The 22604-nt window shown below is 41.5% G+C and carries 19 protein-coding genes and 1 pseudogene; 15 read left to right on the top strand and 5 right to left on the bottom strand.

Annotated elements, in window-relative coordinates; genetic code table 11:
* Positions 1-90: 90 nt before the first annotated feature.
* Positions 91-393, bottom strand: a pseudogene (locus RE474_RS04420) (ISH3 family transposase); the annotation flags it as partial.
* Between the two features lie 271 nt (positions 394-664).
* Between RE474_RS04420 and RE474_RS04415 the strand changes: the two are divergent.
* From RE474_RS04415 to RE474_RS04390, 6 genes are all read left to right on the top strand, one after another.
* Positions 665-2095, top strand: coding sequence for a hypothetical protein (locus tag RE474_RS04415; RefSeq protein WP_309311767.1), 1431 nt, complete (start codon positions 665-667; stop codon positions 2093-2095).
* 2 nt (positions 2096-2097) lie between these two features.
* Positions 2098-4389 (top strand): phosphoadenosine phosphosulfate reductase domain-containing protein, encoded by a 2292-nt coding sequence (locus RE474_RS04410; protein WP_309311766.1) that lies wholly within the window; start codon positions 2098-2100, stop codon positions 4387-4389.
* Positions 4382-8533, top strand: a complete 4152-nt coding sequence (locus RE474_RS04405; RefSeq protein WP_309311765.1) for a hypothetical protein — start codon at positions 4382-4384, stop codon at positions 8531-8533. Before RE474_RS04410 ends, RE474_RS04405 begins: the two co-directional genes overlap by 8 nt.
* Before the next feature lie 4 nt (positions 8534-8537).
* The gene (gene pglZ / locus RE474_RS04400) at positions 8538-10775 is read left to right on the top strand and encodes a BREX-4 system phosphatase PglZ (protein ID WP_309311764.1); all 2238 of its coding nucleotides are present in this window, start codon (positions 8538-8540) and stop codon (positions 10773-10775) included.
* Positions 10776-10789: 14 nt separating this feature from the next.
* Positions 10790-12277 carry a BREX system Lon protease-like protein BrxL gene (gene brxL / locus RE474_RS04395; protein WP_309311763.1) on the top strand — a complete coding sequence of 496 codons (1488 nt, stop codon included), beginning with the start codon at positions 10790-10792 and terminating at the stop codon, positions 12275-12277.
* Positions 12278-12492: 215 nt separating this feature from the next.
* Positions 12493-13617: a cysteine desulfurase family protein gene (locus RE474_RS04390; RefSeq protein WP_309311762.1), complete on the top strand. Its 1125-nt coding sequence runs from the start codon at positions 12493-12495 to the stop codon at positions 13615-13617.
* Between the two features lie 637 nt (positions 13618-14254).
* Here RE474_RS04390 and RE474_RS04385 read toward each other — a convergent pair.
* The 4 genes from RE474_RS04385 to RE474_RS04370 form a co-directional block, all read right to left on the bottom strand.
* Complete coding sequence (locus RE474_RS04385) at positions 14255-14431, bottom strand: hypothetical protein (protein ID WP_309311761.1); 177 nt, start codon at positions 14429-14431, stop codon at positions 14255-14257.
* A gap of 5 nt (positions 14432-14436) precedes the next feature.
* Positions 14437-15561 (bottom strand): SDH family Clp fold serine proteinase, encoded by a 1125-nt coding sequence (locus RE474_RS04380; RefSeq protein WP_309311760.1) that lies wholly within the window; start codon positions 15559-15561, stop codon positions 14437-14439.
* A gap of 171 nt (positions 15562-15732) precedes the next feature.
* Positions 15733-16062 (bottom strand): hypothetical protein, encoded by a 330-nt coding sequence (locus tag RE474_RS04375; protein WP_309311759.1) that lies wholly within the window; start codon positions 16060-16062, stop codon positions 15733-15735.
* A gap of 58 nt (positions 16063-16120) precedes the next feature.
* Entirely contained in the window at positions 16121-16471 is a 351-nt protein-coding gene (locus RE474_RS04370; RefSeq protein WP_309311758.1) for a hypothetical protein, read from the bottom strand.
* Between the two features lie 130 nt (positions 16472-16601).
* Between RE474_RS04370 and RE474_RS04365 the strand changes: the two genes are divergently transcribed.
* From RE474_RS04365 to RE474_RS04325, 9 genes are all read left to right on the top strand, one after another.
* Positions 16602-16760, top strand: coding sequence for a hypothetical protein (locus RE474_RS04365; protein ID WP_177187977.1), 159 nt, complete (start codon positions 16602-16604; stop codon positions 16758-16760).
* 200 nt (positions 16761-16960) lie between these two features.
* A complete protein-coding gene (locus RE474_RS04360) occupies positions 16961-17299 on the top strand; it encodes a hypothetical protein (RefSeq protein ID WP_309311757.1) in 339 nt (112 codons plus the stop codon).
* Positions 17296-17442 (top strand): hypothetical protein, encoded by a 147-nt coding sequence (locus RE474_RS04355; protein ID WP_309311756.1) that lies wholly within the window; start codon positions 17296-17298, stop codon positions 17440-17442. Before RE474_RS04360 ends, RE474_RS04355 begins: the two co-directional genes overlap by 4 nt.
* Before the next feature lie 116 nt (positions 17443-17558).
* Positions 17559-17861, top strand: coding sequence for a hypothetical protein (locus RE474_RS04350; RefSeq protein ID WP_091937408.1), 303 nt, complete (start codon positions 17559-17561; stop codon positions 17859-17861).
* Positions 17861-18088 (top strand): hypothetical protein, encoded by a 228-nt coding sequence (locus RE474_RS04345; protein WP_091934304.1) that lies wholly within the window; start codon positions 17861-17863, stop codon positions 18086-18088. Before RE474_RS04350 ends, RE474_RS04345 begins: the two co-directional genes overlap by 1 nt.
* Before the next feature lie 2 nt (positions 18089-18090).
* Positions 18091-19095, top strand: coding sequence for an ATP-binding protein (locus RE474_RS04340; protein WP_309311755.1), 1005 nt, complete (start codon positions 18091-18093; stop codon positions 19093-19095).
* The gene (locus RE474_RS04335; RefSeq protein ID WP_309311754.1) at positions 19092-19484 is read left to right on the top strand and encodes a hypothetical protein; all 393 of its coding nucleotides are present in this window, start codon (positions 19092-19094) and stop codon (positions 19482-19484) included. The genes RE474_RS04340 and RE474_RS04335 overlap by 4 nt, the downstream gene beginning before the upstream one ends.
* 42 nt (positions 19485-19526) lie before the next feature.
* Positions 19527-22427 carry a TOTE conflict system archaeo-eukaryotic primase domain-containing protein gene (locus RE474_RS04330; RefSeq protein ID WP_309311753.1) on the top strand — a complete coding sequence of 967 codons (2901 nt, stop codon included), beginning with the start codon at positions 19527-19529 and terminating at the stop codon, positions 22425-22427.
* The gene (locus RE474_RS04325; RefSeq protein ID WP_209680995.1) at positions 22424-22600 is read left to right on the top strand and encodes a hypothetical protein; all 177 of its coding nucleotides are present in this window, start codon (positions 22424-22426) and stop codon (positions 22598-22600) included. Before RE474_RS04330 ends, RE474_RS04325 begins: the two co-directional genes overlap by 4 nt.
* The last annotated feature ends 4 nt before the right edge of the window (positions 22601-22604 follow it).

The following is a 22604-nucleotide window of genomic DNA, read 5'->3' as shown; positions in this document are numbered from 1 at the left end:
AGAACCCGACAACGGAGGGGTCAAAGCCTCATCTTTTCACAATACTACCGTAATGCCTCATGATACATATATTTAATCAAAGGTTGTGTGATTAAGCTTCCTTATCAGATCAATAAAATAGGCGAGATAATAGACCTTTGTTTTACAGTTTTCTACTGGTAGAGCAGATATAGTGAACCTGTTGTTCTTGTTTATGCTGGACAACGAAATATATGAGTAGAAAGAATTTGTTGATTTCTTAGCCTGATCACGTCTAACATAATTTTCTTTTGAAGCATTTATTTCTCCATAATAAGGATTGTTTGTAAAATCAACAGCAAATTCATACTTTTTCTCTGTTTTAAGCATAATGATTGGGTTTTGAAGCAGGATTTTTCCATTAAGGCGAATAAGTCCTTCTTATATGACAAAAGTAAAATATTAAATAATAACTATGAAAGCGTATTAATATTAAAACCTTATTTTTAAGGCTATACTCTTTGAAAGAACGATAATGATGTATTCAAAAACAGTAATGTATACTGGCGAACCGCTTATTATCCTTGTAGGATCATATCTGGGGAGACACTTATCACTTTTGAGAAAGTAATTCACCATATTGACGGAGGAATTTTGCCTGAGAGAATACTTGCCATATAAAACTGACAGTTTAGTAAATATTACAATGATGGATAGTGTCTCTCCGGTAATAGTTGTGAATGATGACACACTTAGTTCTAAAATTAAAATGGTTTTGTCTACGCATTTCATGAAAGGATTTAGATTGAATTCACCAATTGAATTAACACGATTTCGTCGTTTTGCTGCAGAAGATTTAGATGAGTGTATTAACTTGAACGATGAGGATTTGAAAAGAATAATTATTGCTTGTGGTATATCTTTTGACAACAAAGTTTATGCGATTCAGACAGAAATAATAAATAGAATTAAAAATGAGGTTGATGCTACATTCGAAGTTGGCACAGAATTAATATTTTATGAGACATTTCATGAAATACACAAAAGTTGGTTGCTATCTGCATGTATAGTATCATCTGAAATGTTGAAATGCATTTTAATGATTCTGTATCCTAATTATTTTATTAAAAGCAATTATTTATCAAAAACCAAACTAATGGGTTCCGAGGGTGAAAATATAAAAAAAGAAATCCTTCGTGTTTGGAAAGATGATATTTTGCTTAACTATGAACAGCTTTCAAAACGATTGCCTTATGTACCCATTGAAAAAATCAAAAACATTTTAGGCCAAAATAACGACTTTATTTGGAATAACTTGGAAACTTTTACACATATATGTAAAGTAGATATTACGGAGCAAGAATACAGAACAATTAATGCTTTTGTTGAAAAAGCATGTAATGAGGAAGGCTTCGCTTCATTAAATAGAATCCCTCTTGATGAAATAGCTGAACGAAACTCTGAATTGTCTCTAAATGCACTCCACAAAGCTGTATTCCAAAGGTGCCTTGTAAAAGAATATGTTTATCGCAATAAAATAATTGTGCACAAAGGTCATCAAATTACTGCTCTAGAGATAATGAAGAATCATTGTCAAACTATTGATAAATGCACGCTTGATGAACTGCTTGAATACGAAAAAAAACTAACTGGGGACACAAACCAGAGGATTTCGATGGAGGCAGCATCTGCCGTTTTGGTTCGGACTGACAAGAACACCTATGTTTCGAAAAAATATGTTGATTTCAACACTAAGGACATAGATTATGCGATTTCCTTATTTGTTACAGATGACTATCTGCCGCTTAAATCATTTACTACCTTTGCAGCATTTCCTCATTGTGAGCAAGCATGGAATCTTTTTCTGCTGGAAAGTTACTGCCGTAGATTTAGTGAGCAGTTCCGATTTGACACCACATCTATAAACTCGAGGAATGCAGGTGTGGTAATTCGTAAAAGCTGCAATTTAACCTACGAAGAAATTATGAGCGATGCTGTAGCTAAGTCCTGTGTTCTCCAAGAGGAAAAAACTGTAGGTAAATTTCTTTATGAAAAAGGTTATACAGGCAAAAGCACTACAGTCAAAGCTGCTGAGATTATAGAAATGACAAAAAAATTACGTGAAGGCAGGGGTTGAGATTGTACTCGTATACATATGATGAAGAAACTGGAGGATTATTGCTCAATTCCTCTCCGACGGGATTCTCAAAAGAACCTCGTCCGGTTTATGCTTCCGAACTTGATCTTTATGGGTTCGATAAATATTGGCGATACGCCAAGCAGAATGACTTTCCCTATATGTGGGCTGAAGCAAATAGGTATTGGTACCGCGGGAAACTTGTCGCTAAACTTAAAGGCGGTAATTTGCATAGCCCTCCAGAGATAATTATCCCCGTAAATGAAAATGGTGAACCTATAAGTCCTGAACAAAATGGGAATGCTTTGCGCCAAATTGACGTTACTGCGATGGTTGAAGCAAACCTAGATATGCTTGAAATCCTAGAACAAACTACAGTAAAAAAAATACTGGCAATCTATGAAAAATACAAAGACAAGCTTGACCTTTTCCATGTTGCATATTCCGGTGGTAAAGATAGTGCTGTATTACTTGATCTTGTAAAAAAGGCTCTGCCGAAAGGTAGCTATGTGGTTGTGTTTGGTGATACGGGGATGGAGTTTCCAGATACCTATGATTTAGTAGAGAAAACCCGACAAGCTTGTGAAAAAGAGGAGATACTGTTTCATGTTGCAAGATCACACCTAAAGCCTGAAAAGTCTTGGGAGTTATTCGGTCCCCCATCACGTGTTATACGTTGGTGCTGTAACGTGCACAAAAGTACACCGCAAACGCTGAAGTTGCGTGAGATTACAGGAAAAAATGATTATACAGGCTTGGCATTTGTAGGTGTTCGTGCACATGAAAGCGCAGTCCGAGCAGAATATGAATATGAGAATTATGGCAAAAAACAAAGGGGTCAATACAGTCATAATTCTATCCTTGAATGGACGTCTGCGGAGGTGTGGTTATACATATATGCAAATCGTATTCTAATCAACGAGGCGTATAAAAAGGGTCATTCAAGAGCAGGATGCTTATTCTGTCCTATGTCTATAAAAAAGGCGGATTTTGTCAAGCGCATGGTTTACCCTCGTGAAATCGAAATGTATCTGGAATTGATAAGAAAGACCAATGGAAGGAATTTTGGGAAAGATACTTACATCACAGAGGGCGGCTGGGTATCACGTAGAAGTGGACGTGATTTGATTGGCAATGTGATGAATTATTCCGAAATGCTAAAAGACGATGTCCTGAATATTACAGTCACTGCACCAAAAACCGATTGGCACGAATGGATTAAGACACTTGATGGTTTTGGACATATTCCTTACACAGTTAGAAAACTGTCCAATGGTTATACTGTTCAATTACCTACAACATATATTAAAGAAAATCCTACTATCGGTAAGTTATTTAAACAAGTTTTTCGCAAATCAGCATATTGTGTCAAATGTGGAGCGTGTGAAACAAACTGTAGCTTTGGACATCTGAAGTTTGATGTTGGATTGAAGATTACAGATTGTGAACACTGCTTGAAGTGTCATGATATAGAGGACGGTTGCCTTGCTTATAGATCACTAAGAATACCAAAGGATGAGAAAAGTATGTCTATAAATTGTTTTGATTCTACACTCCCCAAAAATGATTGGTTTTTCCGTTTTTTTGAACAAAGAAATAGTTTTTGGGACGCCCCCGGTTTAGGTCCTAATCAAGTGAAGACATTTAAACGTTTTCTCAGAGACGCAGGATTGACCGAAAAGAATAACTTTTCTGAATTAGCTGAACTTATTGAAAGGTTAGGTTGGGAAACAGATACGGCATGGGGGATAATTCTCACTAATTTTGCAGCTGATAATCCGCAAATTCGTTGGTATGTTTTGAATCTTGAGATCGGGCGTAAGTATCCCCGAGATACTGTTATTTCAATGCTCTTGGAAAGCAACAGTAGTAAAAATGTTGTGAAATTTGTTTATAGTGCATTTGGAAAACTTGTTGAATTGCCGCTTGGTACTTCGCTACGCTTTGGTTTTGTTACCGATGATGGCGACCTTGTCCGCACAAAATGCACTTTGTCAGACTCACGTGTGGTGCTGTATGGCTTATTCAAATTCGCTGAAAAGTGCAAGGATTATAAGGAGTTCACACTCGCCACCCTTTTGAACGACAGTATAGACCGTGATGGGATAAGCCCTACTCGTGTTTTCGGCCTTGATCGCGAGGATATTACGCCGATATTAATTGGGCTGTCGGCGAAATATCCGGAATTCATTACAGCTTCATTCACGCATGACCTTGAAAAGATAACGCTTGCGGAAGATAAAACTTCGTCAGACGTACTCAACTTGTTTAAGGAGGAACACGTAAATGACTAAAATGCCTAAATACTGTGAATACTTCGATATCGACGAAGAATACTTTCCGCAAATAAACGACTACTCTATTGCGGCGGCAGGCCCCGATTTCTGGACACGGACATTTCCACACCAGACCTTTATTGACATGCTAAGCAGTATTGAGCGTGTCTTAGCTCGGCAAGAAAAGCGTTCTCTTTGGATTGAGGGTGCCTACGGTACAGGGAAATCACAATGTGCATATGCTTTAAAGAAAATTCTGGAGGTGTCGGAAGAAGAACTTCGTGCCTATTGGAGTAGATATGAAGATCTGAAAATGAAACCTGACTTGCTAGAAAAACTTGTGGGTCATAAGCAAAAGGGAATATTGACTGTTCACCGCTATGCTTCCGGCGATATCACCTCTCCGCGTGGCTTGTTTCTTGCCGTGCAGAATAGCATAAGAGCAGCCTTAATTGAGCAAGAGCTATATGCAGGAGAAAATACGTTGAAAGAAAGTGTCATCGCTTGGATTGATGAACCTTCGCATAAGATATTTTTTGATGAGCTTTTACAAAAACCGGAATGGTCATCTTTGTTCCCACAGTCCAATGCTGACGAGGTGCTGAATGCCCTTCGTAAGGACGGCGAAGTTAAAAACCTGATGGATAATTTGTTTCGCCTTGCGGACAAAGAAGGCATTACCGCATTGAATATCGATGCGGACAGGCTATTGGCTTGGCTTACGGACGTTATCGATCAAAATAATAACATTAAAATTGTATTTATTTGGGACGAATTTTCTGACTATTTTAAGAACAACCGAGAGAGCTTGTCCGAGTTCCAAAAAATAGTAGAATTGGTTAGCTTAAAGCCTTTTTATTTTATTATAGTTACACATGAGTCAGGACAGCTGTTTAGAACGGCTGATACAACTTGGACAAAAATTCGCGACCGCTTTATTTCTGTAAACATAGCTCTGCCGGATAACATTGCTTTTGATCTCATTGGCCATGCCTTCAGCGTGAAGGCAGCTGCAAAAAACAACTGGGATGAATTGGCTGATGATTTGAACAGTAGTGTCAGTTCCTCCCGTGTGGCGGTTATGAAAGCGGCAAAAATCACCAATCCGAAAGCAATGAAAGGCATTATGCCACTCCATCCTATGGCAGCATTCTTACTAAAAAATATAGCTTCTGCATTTAAGTCCAATCAGCGCAGTATGTTCGACTTTATAAAATCATCAAACACGGATGACGTGAAGGCGTTCCAGTGGTTTATCAAGAACTTTGGACCCTTTGATGACCATCAACTGCTCACAGTGGATATGTTATGGAACTTTTTCTACGAAAAAGGAAGGGATAACCTCACCACAGACATTCGGCTTATTTTAGACACATTTCCCCAACAGCAAAATTTAAGAGATGAGGAAAAAGTTGTCCTCAAAGCCATCCTGATAATGCAGGCGATTGATCAACGATTGGGTGGCACGATTGATTTGTTTAAGGCTACAGAACAAAATCTTAGTTATGTGTTTGAAGGGATATCATCAGGCTTGGACCTGAACTGCAAAAATATTGCTAAACAGCTTGTTACAAAAGGAGTTTTGGTTACCCATCCGATAGGTGGCGGGAGGAATGTTTTTGCTGCCGCAGTGCTTGCCGGCGACCAAGCAAAAATTGACGGTCATAAACAAAAGATCCGTCAAAGCAGCACAACCTCGAAACTTGTTGCTGAGGGTGGTCTTTCAACCGTACTCTCTCTATCTACTGCGCTTAGTTTGCGGTTTGAGACTGAATCGAATACAGGAAAAATTACGCCAGTGACCACTGCAGACTTTACCCGCACAATAAGTTATTTACGTGACAAAGACACTGGGTGGAAATTCCATGCTGTTATAGCGTTTGCCAAAGACGATGCCGAAGCCGCAAGTTTCCGCAAGAAGATTAAAACGGTGGTCGCAGATGAACAATACGAGAACATTGTATTCATCGATGCGCTCTCTACTCCTCTCGGTATTGAAGCTTTTGAACAGTATGTCGATTTTTCTGCCATGGCTATGTACTATAGTGGAAGCAACAATTTAACATCACAAGAAAGTGCCGACAAGGCAAAACATGTTTTAGACCAGGACTGGAAGAACCGTGTTTACAACGGTCCGTTTGTCGTATATACCTATGCAAATCAAGAGGGTGAGAAACTCGGCAATGGGCAAGGCGTAGCAAGTGTTCTCCAGACCATAGTGACTACCAAATTCAATTATATCCCCGATTTTAACAGAAGCCTTACTGAAAATCAGCTTAAGTTGACCCCATCAGTAAAAGCATGTGCAAAAAGCGGTATTATACAAAGCACAAGTGGTGTTATGACTGGTGTAGAGAAGCATGTTTTACCTACTGTGTGGGAGAAAGATAAATACTGGGAAGATCCACTCACGGCAACCGAGTCGATTTCAAAGATTAAAATCGAGATTGACAAGTTGATAGAGTCCGCGTTTGACCGCGATGGGCAGATTTCGATAGGTGACATATATGATTTCCTTGAAGAGAGGTACGGTTTTTCACAATGCAACCTTTCAGCGTTTCTTGCAGGTTTCCTATTGAAAGAATACGGTGGTGAGCCGTTCCGTTACAGCGATTCATCCGGTGGGCATGAATCCATGACACAAGACAAACTCGCTGAGATGATTGGGAACTATATTGGAAAAACTCCAAAACCAACTTACATTGTAAAAATGACTGCCGACGAAATGGCGTTCTATAAACTAACTGAAAATGCGTGGAGCATTGCGCCCAATTCTTGTTCGTCGGCGGGGCAGGCTGCTGCTGTGGTGGCTGCAAAAATGCGTGGATTTGGATTGCCCGTGTGGTGCCTTGATGAAGTTGACGATTATGGTGTTTATGATGTTGTTCAAAAATATATTGAACTCGTTCAAAAAGAGGGCAACGAAGCACACAAAATAGCTGTTGAAATTGGCAAGGTTGCTACAGTTAAAACAACGCTTGCTGAGAACTTAGCGGCTCTTATCACAGATGAAAACTGCCAAAATGGAATGCGCGGCTTTTTGAGCTCATTCGAGGAGGGCACGATTCTATCACTTGCTAATGAAATCGGCTCTAATGAAAACGTACTCTCAGATATTCGTGATTTGTTCTCGGTGAAGCATTTCTGCTTGTGGGACAGGCAGATAGGCGAGGATGAGATTCGCAAACTTAAGACCAATTACAGCATTGTCAAAGAAAGCAACATCCTGTTGAACACGAATGCCCATTCTCTTTCAGAAGCATTTAAAGAATGGTGCGATCGGTTGAATTTTATGACCGTTTCTTGCGAAGCATTGCGAGCAAAGTTTCCTTCACTGAGTAAACTCCTTGATATACTTCAGGGAATATATCACGAATCGAGCTTGTTGCCAGAGCAGCATAAGGTTTTCCTTTTAGAACTGACGGGAAAGAGTGCACAGGTTCGTGATTTGCTTAACAACGATATGCAAATATTCATTGATGTTTATGCCCCGTATCTTAAGGACTTGGACAACTCCGATATCAACGAGATAAAGAGTAAACTACCAACAAGGATGTTCGAACTTCAACCGACTGTGTGCAACGCAAAAGTTAAGACAGCTGCGGAGGAATTCCGTAAAAACCAGTTGAAAACGCAAATGCTCACTCTTTGGAAAGAGAAGACCGGGACAAAAAACCCTCGTGAATGGTCAAGCCGTTATAGAACCCCGATACTTTGCTGTGTATCTGAAAACGAGTTTGACGCGGCGAAAAAAGCGTTTGACACACTCAATAGAAACGTGTCTAATGATTCGGAAATAAGAGGTGCACTTGATTTCCTTGAAAATACGAGCCTATTTGAAGTCTTAATGGACGATACTAAACGCAATACATCTTTTGGATGTGTTTTTGTCGGTGAATACCAAGCTTTACTCCCAAATCTGGACAATATTAGGGATGAACTTGAATGTATGTCTATCGACACCTATGAATGGTACGAAAATCCAAGTATCAAAAATAAAATCAAGACGCTTGCTGAAGTCGAATACAACGCTGGGGGTAGCGACATGGTTCTCAAGAAAATTGACAAAATGAACGATGCCCAATTGAAGCAGTACCTTAAGCGGCTCGTTAGGGAAAACATGACCATCGGGATTGAAATTATAACAAATGAAGGTGAGTGAGAAGATGTTGATTCAAGCAGTAAAAAACTATCTGTCCTCTCCCGTTACGACTCCATATTTTCTTGTTGTGGGCGATGAGAAGTATAAGGATATTAAGGGGAAACTGCTTGAATTAGGATTTGATTTCGTTAAATTGAGTGACCATTGCAGCGATGATAGATTGCCAGATATTGACGGTTTGCTTGAACGCCTCAAAACCGCCGATGTGAACGGGAGTAACAAACGATTGGTTGTTATCGGACTTGGAGAATATCTTGCTCTTAGTGGAAGCATTGTAACCACGAATATTTTGCTGCAATTGAAAGACCTTAACATTGGAAGCACCAAAGTGATTTTGCTTTTGCGTGGAGTTGCCACTCAAATAAAGGACTTGCAAAGAGACCCTCGCTTTGACAGTCGACGCTTATGTATACATGAAAAAGTAGATTGCGATTTATCTTTTACACTAGCTGATCCATCTGTTGACCTACCGACTTCACTGGGAATTAAGACTCTGCTCTTAGAACTCGAAAGTGGTTTATCAGGCAATGTTGTCGTCAGCACAACGCTTAATTTTGATAATGCTCTATTTAATGTTCATAAAATAACCGATGCCTACGAGGGCATTAAATTTTCCATGCCTGGTTTCAGCTTGCTGCGCTCCTGTGGTAGTGATGAGCAGTGGGCTGAACTACTAATGGAATTAATGCGAAACGAGGGTTCACTTGATGCTGTGTTAGAGAAAAACGGCTTTGACAGCATGCTTGAATCAAACTTCTATGTCAAAGTTGCCGGGCTTGAATATAGGAATTGGCTTTACTTCATTGCCTTGAAAAGTAAATCTGATACTCTGTCAAATAGCTATTTGCGCTTCGTACTGGATACTACGGATCGTTTTGAAGACTTTAAGATGAATGTGCTGAATGCAATAATCAATGTTTCTCACAATGATAAACAATTTTGCACGTTTTATGCTGAGAGAAAAACACTTGTGGAAAAATTCCCAGAGCCCGATGTCGCTGATTTTGTCGTAAATAATCGCAAGGACCCATCTGAGAGTATCTTCAAGCTGACGGATGGAACTAAAACTGAGCGCGAAGAGGTTATAGCTTGGGTTTCGCAACATGGTATTATACCGCAGATTTCCTATATATACCCCGCATTGGCAGCTTATTTGAGAGAATATGTCTTTAATTGTGGTGACCTGTCTAACCTACTGACTGAGTATTTTGAGGCCTATAAACGACAGAAAGTTTTAAACATGCTTGAAGACGATTTCATAGATAAAGTGGAAAGTTTCGCCAAAAGCCGTAATTATAATCGATTACCCACGCGCAATGAAATTATCGAAGGTTTGAGTAAAGACGATACCTACCTTTATTGGCTCGATGCGCTTGGTGTTGAGTATATGGCATTCATATTAGAATTGGTTCGCCAGCGTGGGCTATCTATTTCAATTAATATTGCTCGTGCAGAGTTACCAACTATAACTTCTATTAATCACGATTTTTATGATGCTTGGCGCGGTAGAAAAAGAAAAAACGATAAACTCGATGACACTAAGCATAGCGATGACGGTGGGTATAATTTTGAGAACAATATTTTACCAATCCATCTTGCAAAAGAACTTAGCATCATAGAAGAGGTTATTTATGAAGCAGCTACCGAACTTGGTATGCGTAAGTGTAAGCGTTTTCTGATTGCAAGTGACCACGGGGCCTCTCGCCTTGCTGTATTGCGACGCAAGGAGGAACGATACGAAACCGACACCAAAGGCGAGCATTCCGGACGTTGCTGTAAATCGTTTGAGCCATATGACTTGCCTTTTGCTGCTGAAGAGAACGGATACCTCGTACTTGCAGATTACGGGCGTTTCAAAGGAAGTCGGGCTGCCAATGTTGAGGTCCACGGAGGTGCTTCACTTGAGGAAGTCGTCGTTCCAATTATCGAACTAACATTAAAGGACAAGGATATAACCGTTGAAATGGTAGAAGAATTTGTTACTGTTGATTTCCGCACAGGAGCAGAGGTAACACTGTTCTTTAACTCTCCATTGAAGAACGTGTCGGTCATCTTGAATGGCAAACGCTATTCCGCTTCCCCGCTTGATAGTAATCACCACAATGTTGTACTTCCTGATATAAAGCGCGCGGGTGATTATCGTGCCGATGTTTATGCTGGTGATGATTTAATTGGGGAAATACATATCAAGGCACAAGGCAAGAGTGGTAAGGTCAACGACGCATTTGATGATTTATTTTAAAAGGAGGATTTTTGATGACTGATAAATTGCGAATTTGTTTTGACGAGATGGTTGTGTATAAGGATCTTAAGAAAAGCAACTTCTTTTCTGCACTTAGTCTACCTTCTTTCATGCGCGACTGGCTTTTAAAAAAATTTCAGGACGATGAAGGGTATTTTAATTCAGATGAAGTGGCTGAATTCGTTCGCATATATATACCTCGTAAGGATGACTGGATAGCGATCAAAAACAGGGTCATTATTGAAAATGAACGTGTGAAGTTTCTCGCCAAGGTATCTGTGGATATAGATATTAAAACTGGGGAGGTATCTTTTTCTCTTCCTGACTTTGGTCTTGCAAGCAAAGATACTATCATTGAAAATAGCGTATGGGATAGTTGTAAAGAAGCTTTGGTTCGTGGACGAGAGACTTGGGGTTTAATCGAAATTGGCTATCGACCTCCTGATGACTACGACATGCAATTCTCCCGGAACAAAGCCAAAGGAGCTAACAGAGGCAAAATCAAGCTTACTGATTTTAAGAGCTTCTGTCCATATACAATCGACATTGATTACTACAAAGATGCTCGTCGTGAATTCAGTACTTCAGAATGGATTGACGTCCTTTTAGGCGCTGTTGATTACAACGCAAGTGGTTACCTCGGAGATGAAGAAAAAAAACTGACAATGCTGACTCGCTTGCTTCCTTTTGTCGAAAAGCGATTAAACCTCATTGAGCTTGCGCCAAAGGGAACCGGAAAATCTTACCTATTTGGACGTGTTAGTCGCTTCGGTTGGCTTTCAAGTGGTGGCGTTATGAGTCGCGCAAAAATGTTTTATGACCAAAGCAAACGCAAGGAAGGCTTAGTTTCTGGAAATGATTTTATTACTTTAGATGAAGTACAGACAATATCTTTTACAGATGTTAATGAAATGAGGGCTGCTCTTAAAGGATATCTTGAATCTGGAATCTATACTGTCGGCAACTATGAGGGAACCGCTGATGCAGGTATTATTCTTTGTGGAAACATAAAGAAGGAAACTATGGATTCAAATGGCTATAGCAATATGTTTGAGGAATTACCAAATGTGTTTCACGAATCCGCGTTGGTAGAGCGATTTCATGGTTTTATCAAAGGTTGGAATATTCCTCGAATGAACGATGACCTTAAAATTTCAGGGTGGGCTCTTAATTCTGAATATTTCTGTTCAATTATGCATGAATTAAGGGAGGATATGAGTTATCGTGCAATAGTAGATGAACTTATAGAAGTGCCAGATGCTGCTGATACGCGGGATACTGAAGCTGTAAAACGTATTGCAACGGCATATCTGAAATTGCTTTATCCAAATGTGCGCGAACCCAGTGACATCCATTCCCGTGAGTTCAAGCGCTATTGCCTTGACAGGGCGCGTAAAATGAGAGATACCATTAAATACCAGCTTGACCTCCTTGACCTCGAGTATAGGGGTAAAGATTTACCTATATTTAGTGTACGGGACGATTATGATACGCAAAAATGATCATTCAATAGAATGTCGAAGTTGCTATGTATGTGGAAAAGAAAAACTCAGTAAGGACGAAATTGGTCTGACAAAAAAAATACTTGATAAAAACACAAGTTGTTTTTATTGCCTTTACTGTCTTGCGGAGTATTTAGAAGTTGATACAGAGTTTCTACTTGAAAAAGTTGAAGAGTTCAAAATGCAAGGTTGTATTTTTTTTTAGGAGGTATGGTGTGATTTATGCTGACAATGCAGCTACAACAAAAGTGTCAGATAGCGCTTTAGAAAGAATGCTTCCCTTTTTACAGGAACACTATGGCAATGCTTCAAGCCAATATTCATTCGGAATAAAAGCAAAACGTGCTATTGAACAAGCACGGCAACAAGTTGCGACAGCCATAGGAGCAGAACCAGATGAGATTGTTTTTACTTCAGGAGGCTCTGAGAGCAACAGTTGGGTGTTATCTTCTGTGGTCAGTGGTCATGTAATAACATCCTCTATCGAACATCATTCTTTACTAAACTCGTGCTATGCACTTGAACGCAAGGGCATAGATGTAACTTATCTGCCTGTCGATAAAACAGGACTTATTTCAGCAACTAGTGTTAAGAAAGCTATCCGACCTGATACAAAACTTGTTTCTATCATGTTAGCCAATAATGAAATTGGGACAATTCAGCCGATAATTGAACTTGGTCCTTATCTTCGTGAACGCAATATTATATTCCACACCGATGCTGTTCAGGCGGTTGGGCATATACCAGTAAACGTTAAAGAACTTGGAGTCGATTTGTTATCAGCCTCCGCTCATAAATTCAATGGAGCAAAAGGAACAGGGATTCTCTATAAACAAAAGAATTTATCATTACCTTCTCTTATCTTTGGCGGAGAGCAAGAAAGAGGTGCTCGTGCAGGAACGGAAAATGTTGCAGGGATAGTTGCAGCAGGATATGCACTTGAAGAGAGCATTGTCGATATGTATGCAACTACTGACAAACTAACTGCACTTGTTAGGGCAACTGTAGATGGAATTTCTACTAAAATACCAAATATTACAATAAATGGTGATAGGAATAAGTGTTTGCCCGGAATCGTCAATATACTCTTTGAAGGAATCACAGGCGAATCACTTATGCATCTCTTGGATTTAAAAGGAATATGCGTGTCTACAAGTTCTGCTTGTGCATCGGGAAAAAATGAAGCATCACACGTGTTAAGGGCATTAGGTTTATCAGAGCAACAGGCCAAATCTGCAATACGTATTTCATATGGCAGGTATAACACGATGCATGATGTAAACGCAATCGTTGCCGGGATTTGCGATGCTTACATGAAAATCACAGCTGTAAAATCATGAGTACGGTTTAATCAAAAGCCGGCTTTGTAGAAAGCATACTTTCAAGAATCCTACGCATAAATCCTCTAAATTCAAGTAATTGTATTTGTTTATAAAAACTCTATACATTGGCCTGAATCGTGATTATTTCCAGAATAATTGGGTTTGATTGTGATTTCAACAAGTGTTTACAGCGCCAATATTTTCATTAATCAAATGATGACATTAAATTTAAAAAGTTGTATTTTTGAATCTTAGCTATTATCCCTCATGTTTTACGAAGAGTTGAGTTAGAATCATACTACTTACTGTGACCTTGCTTCCACATAATACAAATGCTGCCTGTCCGGACAGTACATATCAAGCTCAATTTTCAACTGCTGCACCAGGTCACAACAATACTGTTCCAAAACACCAAACTTCTCCTTGAGGACCTTGCAGAGCTTATTGGTGGATATTCCGTTAAGACATGTTCTGCCAACTTACGAAGTACAGATATGGTTAGTTTTTCTGTGCTGAAGGTGTCAGTGACTTCAGCTGAGTGATCTCGGACGTTACTTTGTCCTTGAGGAATGTTCCCCACACGTAGGACAGGTCGTATTTCTGTACATTGCAGAAATCCCCTGTTTCAATGGAAAATTATGATTAATAAGTAAAATCATATCCATTTTTCGCCAAACACCCGGATGTCTCCTACTATAAATGACTCGTTCAATTCATATGTATCAGGCAAAACTTGTCCTTCTATGGATTCACCAGTAATTATAACCTTGAATGGTCCATTGTGTGTAAAACATGTTTCGTCATTAGTGCTCTCAAACATACTATTTTCCATACAAATCATTCTCCATGTTCCTGGGTAAATGGAACCCATCCATATGATGTCTTGATATTATTTACGCTAATATTCATATCTGGCAATCTTATAGCATTTATTTTACCGTTTGTAACAAATCGGCTTGCTGCCCTTGTACTCTCTAAAGTAGCACTGAACAACAGATAATCTATTGGTTCGATAGATACTACATTGATTTGTTGCAATATTTGGTTAAAAGCCTGTTGCATCAATTTAGGAGGGAGATTCGCAGGCATTTGTACTTGTCTGACAGGAGTTAGTAGATTACAAGTCTCCGGGTCATTGAGAACCAATTCTAACGGATTGAACGGTTTATTGCATTCCATTTCTATTTCCATGTCTTCCCATACGCTCCAAATAAGACCCTCCAGTTCATCATCTGGCTCGATTATGTTTAATCCGATTGATTTTGCTTCTGATCTGCCCAGAGGATAACCATGATGATAAAATGATTTGTTTAGTGCCTCTGATATTGCTGTTGCTTTGCTTTTGTCTTCCATATGTAAACTCAGCAGTTTTTCACCCATTGACAATGCAAGATGTGTGCTTCTTTTTGCAATACCTATCGGTAATGCACCAATGTCCTGACAAACAAGTTCAAATGTTTTTTCCATTTGCTCCTGATCAGTGATTCCTACGTCGTTTCTTACAAAATCGATAAAGTGCCTAAGGTCTTCTGATCCAAATTGAATTGTTTCTTCTTTTGCATCTTTTCCAATATTGTTTTTTCTTTTGTATGTCAGCTGGGGGTCAACAGGACCAAGATTTGAAAATGGATGCATTATAATTTCATTGGCACCAAGTGCAAGAAGAGTAGCTGCACTATATGCAGTGAATGGAAGTAATACACCAATTCTAGAAAATCTCTCTCGCAATAAGCTAATTATTCGCCAAGAAACGGTGGGATCACCGCCATTACTTACTATCAAAATATCGATATTAGTTTCTTCTTTTGGTATGGTTAGAAGTTGTTTAGTAAATTCCGGTATTACATCTGACGCCATGTTACCCGGTGCACCTTGACGCGAACTCGTTGCATAGACAATTAATGGGCATCCTCGTTTCTCTTCTATTTTTGTATATAGTTCCATCCTTTCAGAATAAGTCATCACAATCACCGTTATTTAGTATCCATGCGTATCTGTTTCTTCTGAAGTACGATAAGCAGCAAACAAGTTTTAATTTTAATCAAAACTCATTCATAATCACCAAGTTCCACAGGCAATATCACAATTTATTAACATTAAAATGATTATCATCCTATATGAAATATTTTGACTTCACACATAATACAAATGCTGCCTGTCTGGACAGTACATGTCCAATTCCTTTTTCATTCTCTGAATCAGATCACAGCAGTACTTTGATGCAACACCATAGTACTTTTTGAGTATTCTACAGAACTCGTCTACAGTTATTCCGTTGTACATGAATCCCCTAAGTTCACAAACAATTTGACTGGCGAGTTCTTCTTCGGACACACTGTCACAGACTTCCATCTCATCTACTCTTGCAGTGGTCTGGTCTTTTTTGATTTCACCGATTATCCACCAGTGGATATCATGGAAATCGGCATTTCCACATTTTGTGCATGTTGTTTTGATGTACATTTTTCATCCACCCACATTTATTTACTTTCGTCTTATTACTTGAATCCTGGTAAAAACATTACCGCCCACTTTCTGTAAATATCACGGTTTTGTTGTTTTTTGTTGATGATGAGAGTGACTCTCCGATAATCGATTTGATGAGAGCTTTGCCTTCAGGACTCTTCAGATATTCTTTGATTACACCTTCGACCATGTCCCCAGTATCTTCAGCATATTCACGCGTCGATAAGAATTGCGTGTCACCATCGCGCTTTGCTTGATCGTACATTAAAATGAACTGAGACATCGCGGTCGAGATAACATCGGACACCGATCCGAATTCTTCAGCATCGACCATCGCTTTTGCCCTATTCACAAGATAGGAACTCATGGCTATTGATACCTTTTCTTTGTTCCTCTTAACTACCATGGTAGTTACTTAGTAGTAACTGCATATATACCTTTTCACAGGGCAATAGTAGGACAAAACAAGAACATATAAATATAATGTAATTCTTATTTAGTGGTGCAATAGTAGTACTAAAGTACGGAGCTGAAATATGAGTGAAAATTATCCCACGAGTTTCCGCCTGGCACGTGCTGACAAAGAAGATCTCTGTGATCTTGTGAAAAGTGGCATTTTCACAAACGTCAGTGATGCTGGAAGAGGTGCAATGCGCAGGGGAATCCAAGCAATCAAAGAAGAAAGAGGAATGTGAATGGAAAAAATGGAATATAATAGTAATTGCAGCCACATCAATAGCTGGAATGGAGTGTTGACCAATGCCATCTGACTTTGCACGCGAGAAGGCATTGGCCGTCTATAACAAGGCACCTAAACAATGGGATGAGTTGGCGCTGATCCCGGGTGCCATGGGAGAATTGGCGTTGAGCGTTAAATTCCTTGCGGGGCTTGTGCATGGGTCGGTCTAGGAGCGGAGGCCACGCAGGCCGACCGATAGGATCCACAAAGGACAGGTTCTGGCTGAGCGAAGGTCACCTGGAACGCAGATTCAATCATGCTATGGACTTCTGCAAACTGACTATTGGCCAGATAACAAACTGCCCTATATGCAATCATCAAACTGCAAAATGCATCCAGGCAGGTGTTACGAAAGCCCTGGGTGCAAGATCCTGGTGGAGATGTGAATGTGGTCACCAGTTTACCAAATCGATATCCTCTGAGAAGATGGCCGAGTACTATTCAGAGGACCTCCAGAAGATGATCGATTCCAGAGCTTCGGAGGCCACTGCATGACCATTGACAACATGCCAATTGTACGGACACGAATCGTCGCCGAGTGTATATGCGACCATTGTGGCCATATTTTCGATATGGACTGGCAGTGTAAGAACCGACCGGTCTACTGCCCGGAATGCAATGAGGAGGTCAGACCATAAGGTCACCTCACACTCCGGGACACTTGGGTCATTTTCGGGTTCGAGCCCCGACCGGAGCTTCGGCCTGCACAATAGCTGCAGGCTTCTTCTATACTAACTGAAAGGAAGTGAGATCAATGACAGAAGAAGTTGAAGTGTACATCGATTTCGACCGAGTGCCAAACGGCATAGGTCGCATGAAGGACGACCCCCTCAAACACATCGATAATGCGGATGTTGCCAGGATCCAGCAGTGGATACGGACCAAAGTCTCCGGAAATAACGAGGTATTCGCGGTCATAACCGGTAAAGCATCCCGATTCGTGAATATGGTAGCAACTGCGGAGTTGGCATCATGCAAGAACGTCACTCGGATAGGATGGTCCCAGGCCGGGATGATACCCATCGTTGTGAAGGACCTGAGAAAGGGGGCGAACTGATGGAGCAGACCCAGACCATAACCTATGCCGAGCCCATCGAGATTTCAACGAAAGTCGGTGCAGATGTTGATTCCAAGGGTAATGTAAAACCACACGCTGAAATTACAATCAAAAGGAAGCTGGAATCGGATTGTGATGTTTTTGCGATCATTTCCGATGATGTACACGAATGTATGGACAAGGTGCAACAAACAGTGTACGAGATGTTGGCCGGAGATGGGGTGTGAGCATGGAAGTGAAACTCGACAAGGACAAGCTTGTACCTATCCTTGAGATGATGGGATACAACACCATCAACGGCACCGATGTCTGGAAAAAGGCCAGTGAGAACCAGAACGAGTTCGTATTCTGGGGAGTGGACTTCAAGAAGAATGAGATCTTCAAATGGGTAGAGGACCACCGGGAATACGATGTGCCTGACGACCCTGTTTTCATGGAACTCAAGATGCTTGTGGAAAACTCAAATGAACAAGGTGGTGAACCCAGCGCAGACGAACCTATCGCCGACCAAAGCAGAGAGGATTGTCAGGAAGGATCCACCAATGAAAAGAACGCACCCCCGTCTTATGAAAATAGCGATACATCAGATGAAAGGCCAGCACAGATACTGGACCTTATCCACGGATATGTAGGGAATGACGTCCTCGAGGTATTCGGGGATACTGGTAGTGGAAAGTCAAAGTTCGCTCTGACCGTTGCAAAGGAAGCCATAGATTCCGGGAAGAAGGTGTTCTACCTCGATACCGAGAGGAATCTGACGGAAGCGGACATTGCTGGCCTGAAAGGCTGTGAGTACAAGTACACCCCGGTTATCGAGGAGATCGATACCATATGCCAGAAGCTTCCTGCAGTCGATGTGGTCATCGTGGATTCCATCGGTTTCCCCATCCTGACATCATATGCAAGGCTCAGTGTCAAACAGAAGGGTGATGCTCTGCTGAAGCTTATCGCCATATTCGGGGACCTGAAGAACTGGGCCTACAAGAACAACGGAATAGTGGTCGTCACGAACCAGCCGGAGAGCGAGTTCAACAAGGCACCGAACCACGTGCTCAGACCCTTTGGAGATAAGAGCCAGTTCGCTGCCAAGGAGATCTGGAAGACGGAGATCGTGGACCGCAAACCTGCTTACACCAATATCCGCATCAGTGCTTTCCGCAGCAGAAGCGTTGGCCACAGGACCAAGATAACGAACATGAAGATCAGTAGCAATGGTGTGGAGCTGAAAGCATGATCCTGTTAGGTACTGATCAGATAGAAGATGTTGCACTTGATAAACTGAAAACAGGGTGGGCTGTCTTGTACGGCCATCCGGATGTGTTCAGATTCGTGGAATATAATTTGTACAAACCAGGAACAAATGCAAATGCTGGATTTGAGTTACTTGGATTCCTGCCAGCTGTCGCCTTCTGCAAGAAGACACATCGTTTCAGGAAGATGTTCAAAGAAACCGACGACAGGAAGGTTACGGTCCTTCAAGCGTTCAAGGTTGACAACAGTGAAGGTTTTGCATTCCATATCCTTGAAGCACCGAAGGATGGTGACAATGCAATCCGCTACAATAAGGTAGCACAGGCAGTTAGAAATTATCTCGTGAACGGTGAGTTTATTCCCCACCGGTGAGGTGATATCAATAAAACGTAAACGATTGCAAGGGGGCAGAACATGATGTCAAGCACCACCCGGACATCACCGTTCCAGACCCCTCTTGTCGTTCCTCGCACAAATCAGGACAAGCGCATCGCAACAGCATACAATCTGCTGAACGCATATCAGGAAGGATCGTATCTGGTGCATAAGACCACTCGTGCCGGTTGTACGACAGCGTTGGTAGCCGAATCTCTGAATCGGGAGGAACGTTTTCTAGTCGTTGTCCCGACTAATAAGATTGCCGATAAGACCGTTACAGAGGATTCCATCAAATACTCTGACCGGGATACATGCAATGTTATTCGGATACCCTCCAACCACGCCTGTCTGAAGAACCAGGAGCTCTGCGAGCAATATCCTGATCTTAACAAGTTACCGATACTGCCTGTTGCTGAGAGTTGTCCGGAATGCGAGAACTACTACTCCTGTCCTGTCACGCAGATACTCCACGAGCACATGTCCTGTGATGGTATCGCACTGACTTATCAGAAGCTTGTAGCCCTGATGATGGCATCCAGCAGCAGGCCTAATACCACAGCTGAGCAGGTACTGCGGAACATATTCCGTATTCACAACGCTGTTTTCGATGAGGTCCATGAGATCCAGTACGGCAGGTCTACGGGAATGACCATCTACAACGATTCCAGAAAGGAAGGAAAATGGCTGGACACTGCCCGGTATCTTCCACTCATGGAGGACTTTGAGCATATCCGCAAGACGGTCGTTGCTTTTGGTATGCTGATGGGAGAGGCAGATGTTCAGAATGCTGTGATGCAGACGTACAACAATGCTGCAGATGACAACTATTACCGGCACAAGCTGAGCAAGACCTTGAAGAACTGCTATTGTGACATGGGTGGCGAGAACAGCACAAAGTTCATCATGGCAGTGTATAGCGACATAATCAAGCTTACCATCACCAGGAAAGATTATGATCTGTCCATGCTCGACGTGCTTGACCTGTACAAGGTGATGAACATCGTCATGAGCGAACAGGTGGTGATACATGGAATACGTGACCGGGGAGCCATCAAGATAATGATGGTCGCGGTGGATCGGCTGTTCACTGACATGCTCAGGTCCTTTATCATGAGCATCCAGAACAAAGCCAAACGCACACTGTTAACGTCGGCCACTATTTGCAGTCATGATTATGACCAGTATTTCATGGGTAAGGCACGTCCACATGACATCACCTTCGGAACGGGTGGGGACCCCATGGAAACCAACTCGAAGATGCTTATCCTTGCGGATTCGAAGAAGTATGGGTCTATCGGCAGGAACTCCCGGTACAACAAGAAACACGAGATATTGGACAGGATAAGCACCCTGCTTGCTCTGTACGGGGATGAAGACTGCACCATCATTACACTGAGCATAGCCGAGGCTATGGAGCTTATGAAAGAGCTGGAGGCTTTCGGACATCCACACGAGGTGACATATTACAAGGCTCCTGAAATGATGGGTGTTTCATCCGATGCCAGGGTAATGATCGCTGTAGGTGTGGCTGATAAGCCGAGCAATTCCTTTGACGCGATATGCAAAACAAAGGAAGAGTCCCTTATCCTGCGAGAGGAGGCCATGCACTGTGATACCTGGCAGGCGTGGTCCCGGGTCAAAGATCCTGCAGGCAAGGTTCCGAGTCTGGTGTTTGCCCTTGGCTGCAGTGCTGAACAATGTGCGAACGTTGTCACATGGGGGTTTGGAAGAACGGTTGAGATAAGACCAAGTAAGAACGGACAAAAGAAAAAGGTCAAGGTAGTGGCAGATAGAAATGCGATTACATTTCCAAAGATCATATTGTGTAGGAGCTTTGAGAAAATGCTGGAAACAGCAAAAAAGCATAAACCTTTTAAAAAATCTTCTGTAACCTTAAAATTGAATCCAGAATCTTGCCAAAAAGCCCCTATTAATTATATTATAGGGGGTTTATGGCAAAAAGTTGGACTGGTTTTAGACTGTTCGAAGTCCGAGTTGATAAAGAACCATCTTATCAACCGCTTCGATACCTTTGCAGAACAGAATGTTAACGGAACACAATACTTCCGGGTCGCTGTTCCAATAACTGACAAGATAATCGAGAATCATATTGCAGGCAAGATCACCATCGGTGCTTATTCCACGAGCAAGGAAGGAACTTGTAAGTGGATATGTTTCGATGTTGATGCCCACAGGAAAAAGGATGATACAGAAGAGGACGTAATTCAAAAGGAGATAAAGGCCGAGGACGACCTGCAGAACCTGACATCCTTCCTGGACCGTATGCAGCTAAAATACCTGGTAGAATCGTCTGGTTCTCCTCACTCGTACCATGTATGGTTATTCATAAAAGAGGTGGAGGTTGAGAAGGCCTACTACTTTGCCAATGCAATTGCCAAGGAGGCAGGTTTCGATGGAGAGGTGAATCCCAAACAAAGGACCTGGAACAGAAATAATCAGTATGGCAACCTTGTGAAGTTGCCTTTTGCATTGCACAGAAAACACAACGTATTCTCCTCTATTCATGGATGGGAAGGTGAGACCATGGACATTGCTGTCTATGACATTTCAGATATTGAGATCCCAAAGACACGAAAGAACAGAAGCAGGTCAGTGAAACCTGTTAACGTAAAGCTCAACGGAGTAAGGCCATGCATCCTGGCAGCACTTGAAAAGGACCTGTCCGGTGATCAGGGCAATAAGATGCGAGTGGCCATAGTTCGGGAGTTCTACAATTTTGGCATGACAGACAGGGAACAGCTCATCGATCTGTTCAAAGGTCAAGCAGATTTCGATCATGGAAAAACAGAGTATCACGTCACCAAGATTATCGAAAGAGAGTTCAATGTCTGGCCCAGGGAGACCTTGCTTGAAAGATGTCCTAAGTACATGAACTGTGAGAACTGCGATAGATTCGATTGTAAGGAGGCACAATGACATTCACTCCAGTATCCCGTTTATGCATCAACTGCAAAGGGAGGATCTTCATCACAGAACCGGTTGATGAGGTCACCTGCCCCAAATGTGGTGAGGTTATGAAAGTGGTCATGGGAAAGAAGATCAAGCTGTCCAGGATACCTGTGGCAGAAAAAACAGACAAAAAAAGATAGATAT

The sequence above is a fragment of the Methanolobus sediminis genome, from assembly GCF_031312595.1.
Lineage (GTDB): Archaea > Halobacteriota > Methanosarcinia > Methanosarcinales > Methanosarcinaceae > Methanolobus > Methanolobus sediminis.
Note: the sequence above shows the minus strand (reverse complement) of the source record. Positions and strands in the feature narration are given on the sequence as shown.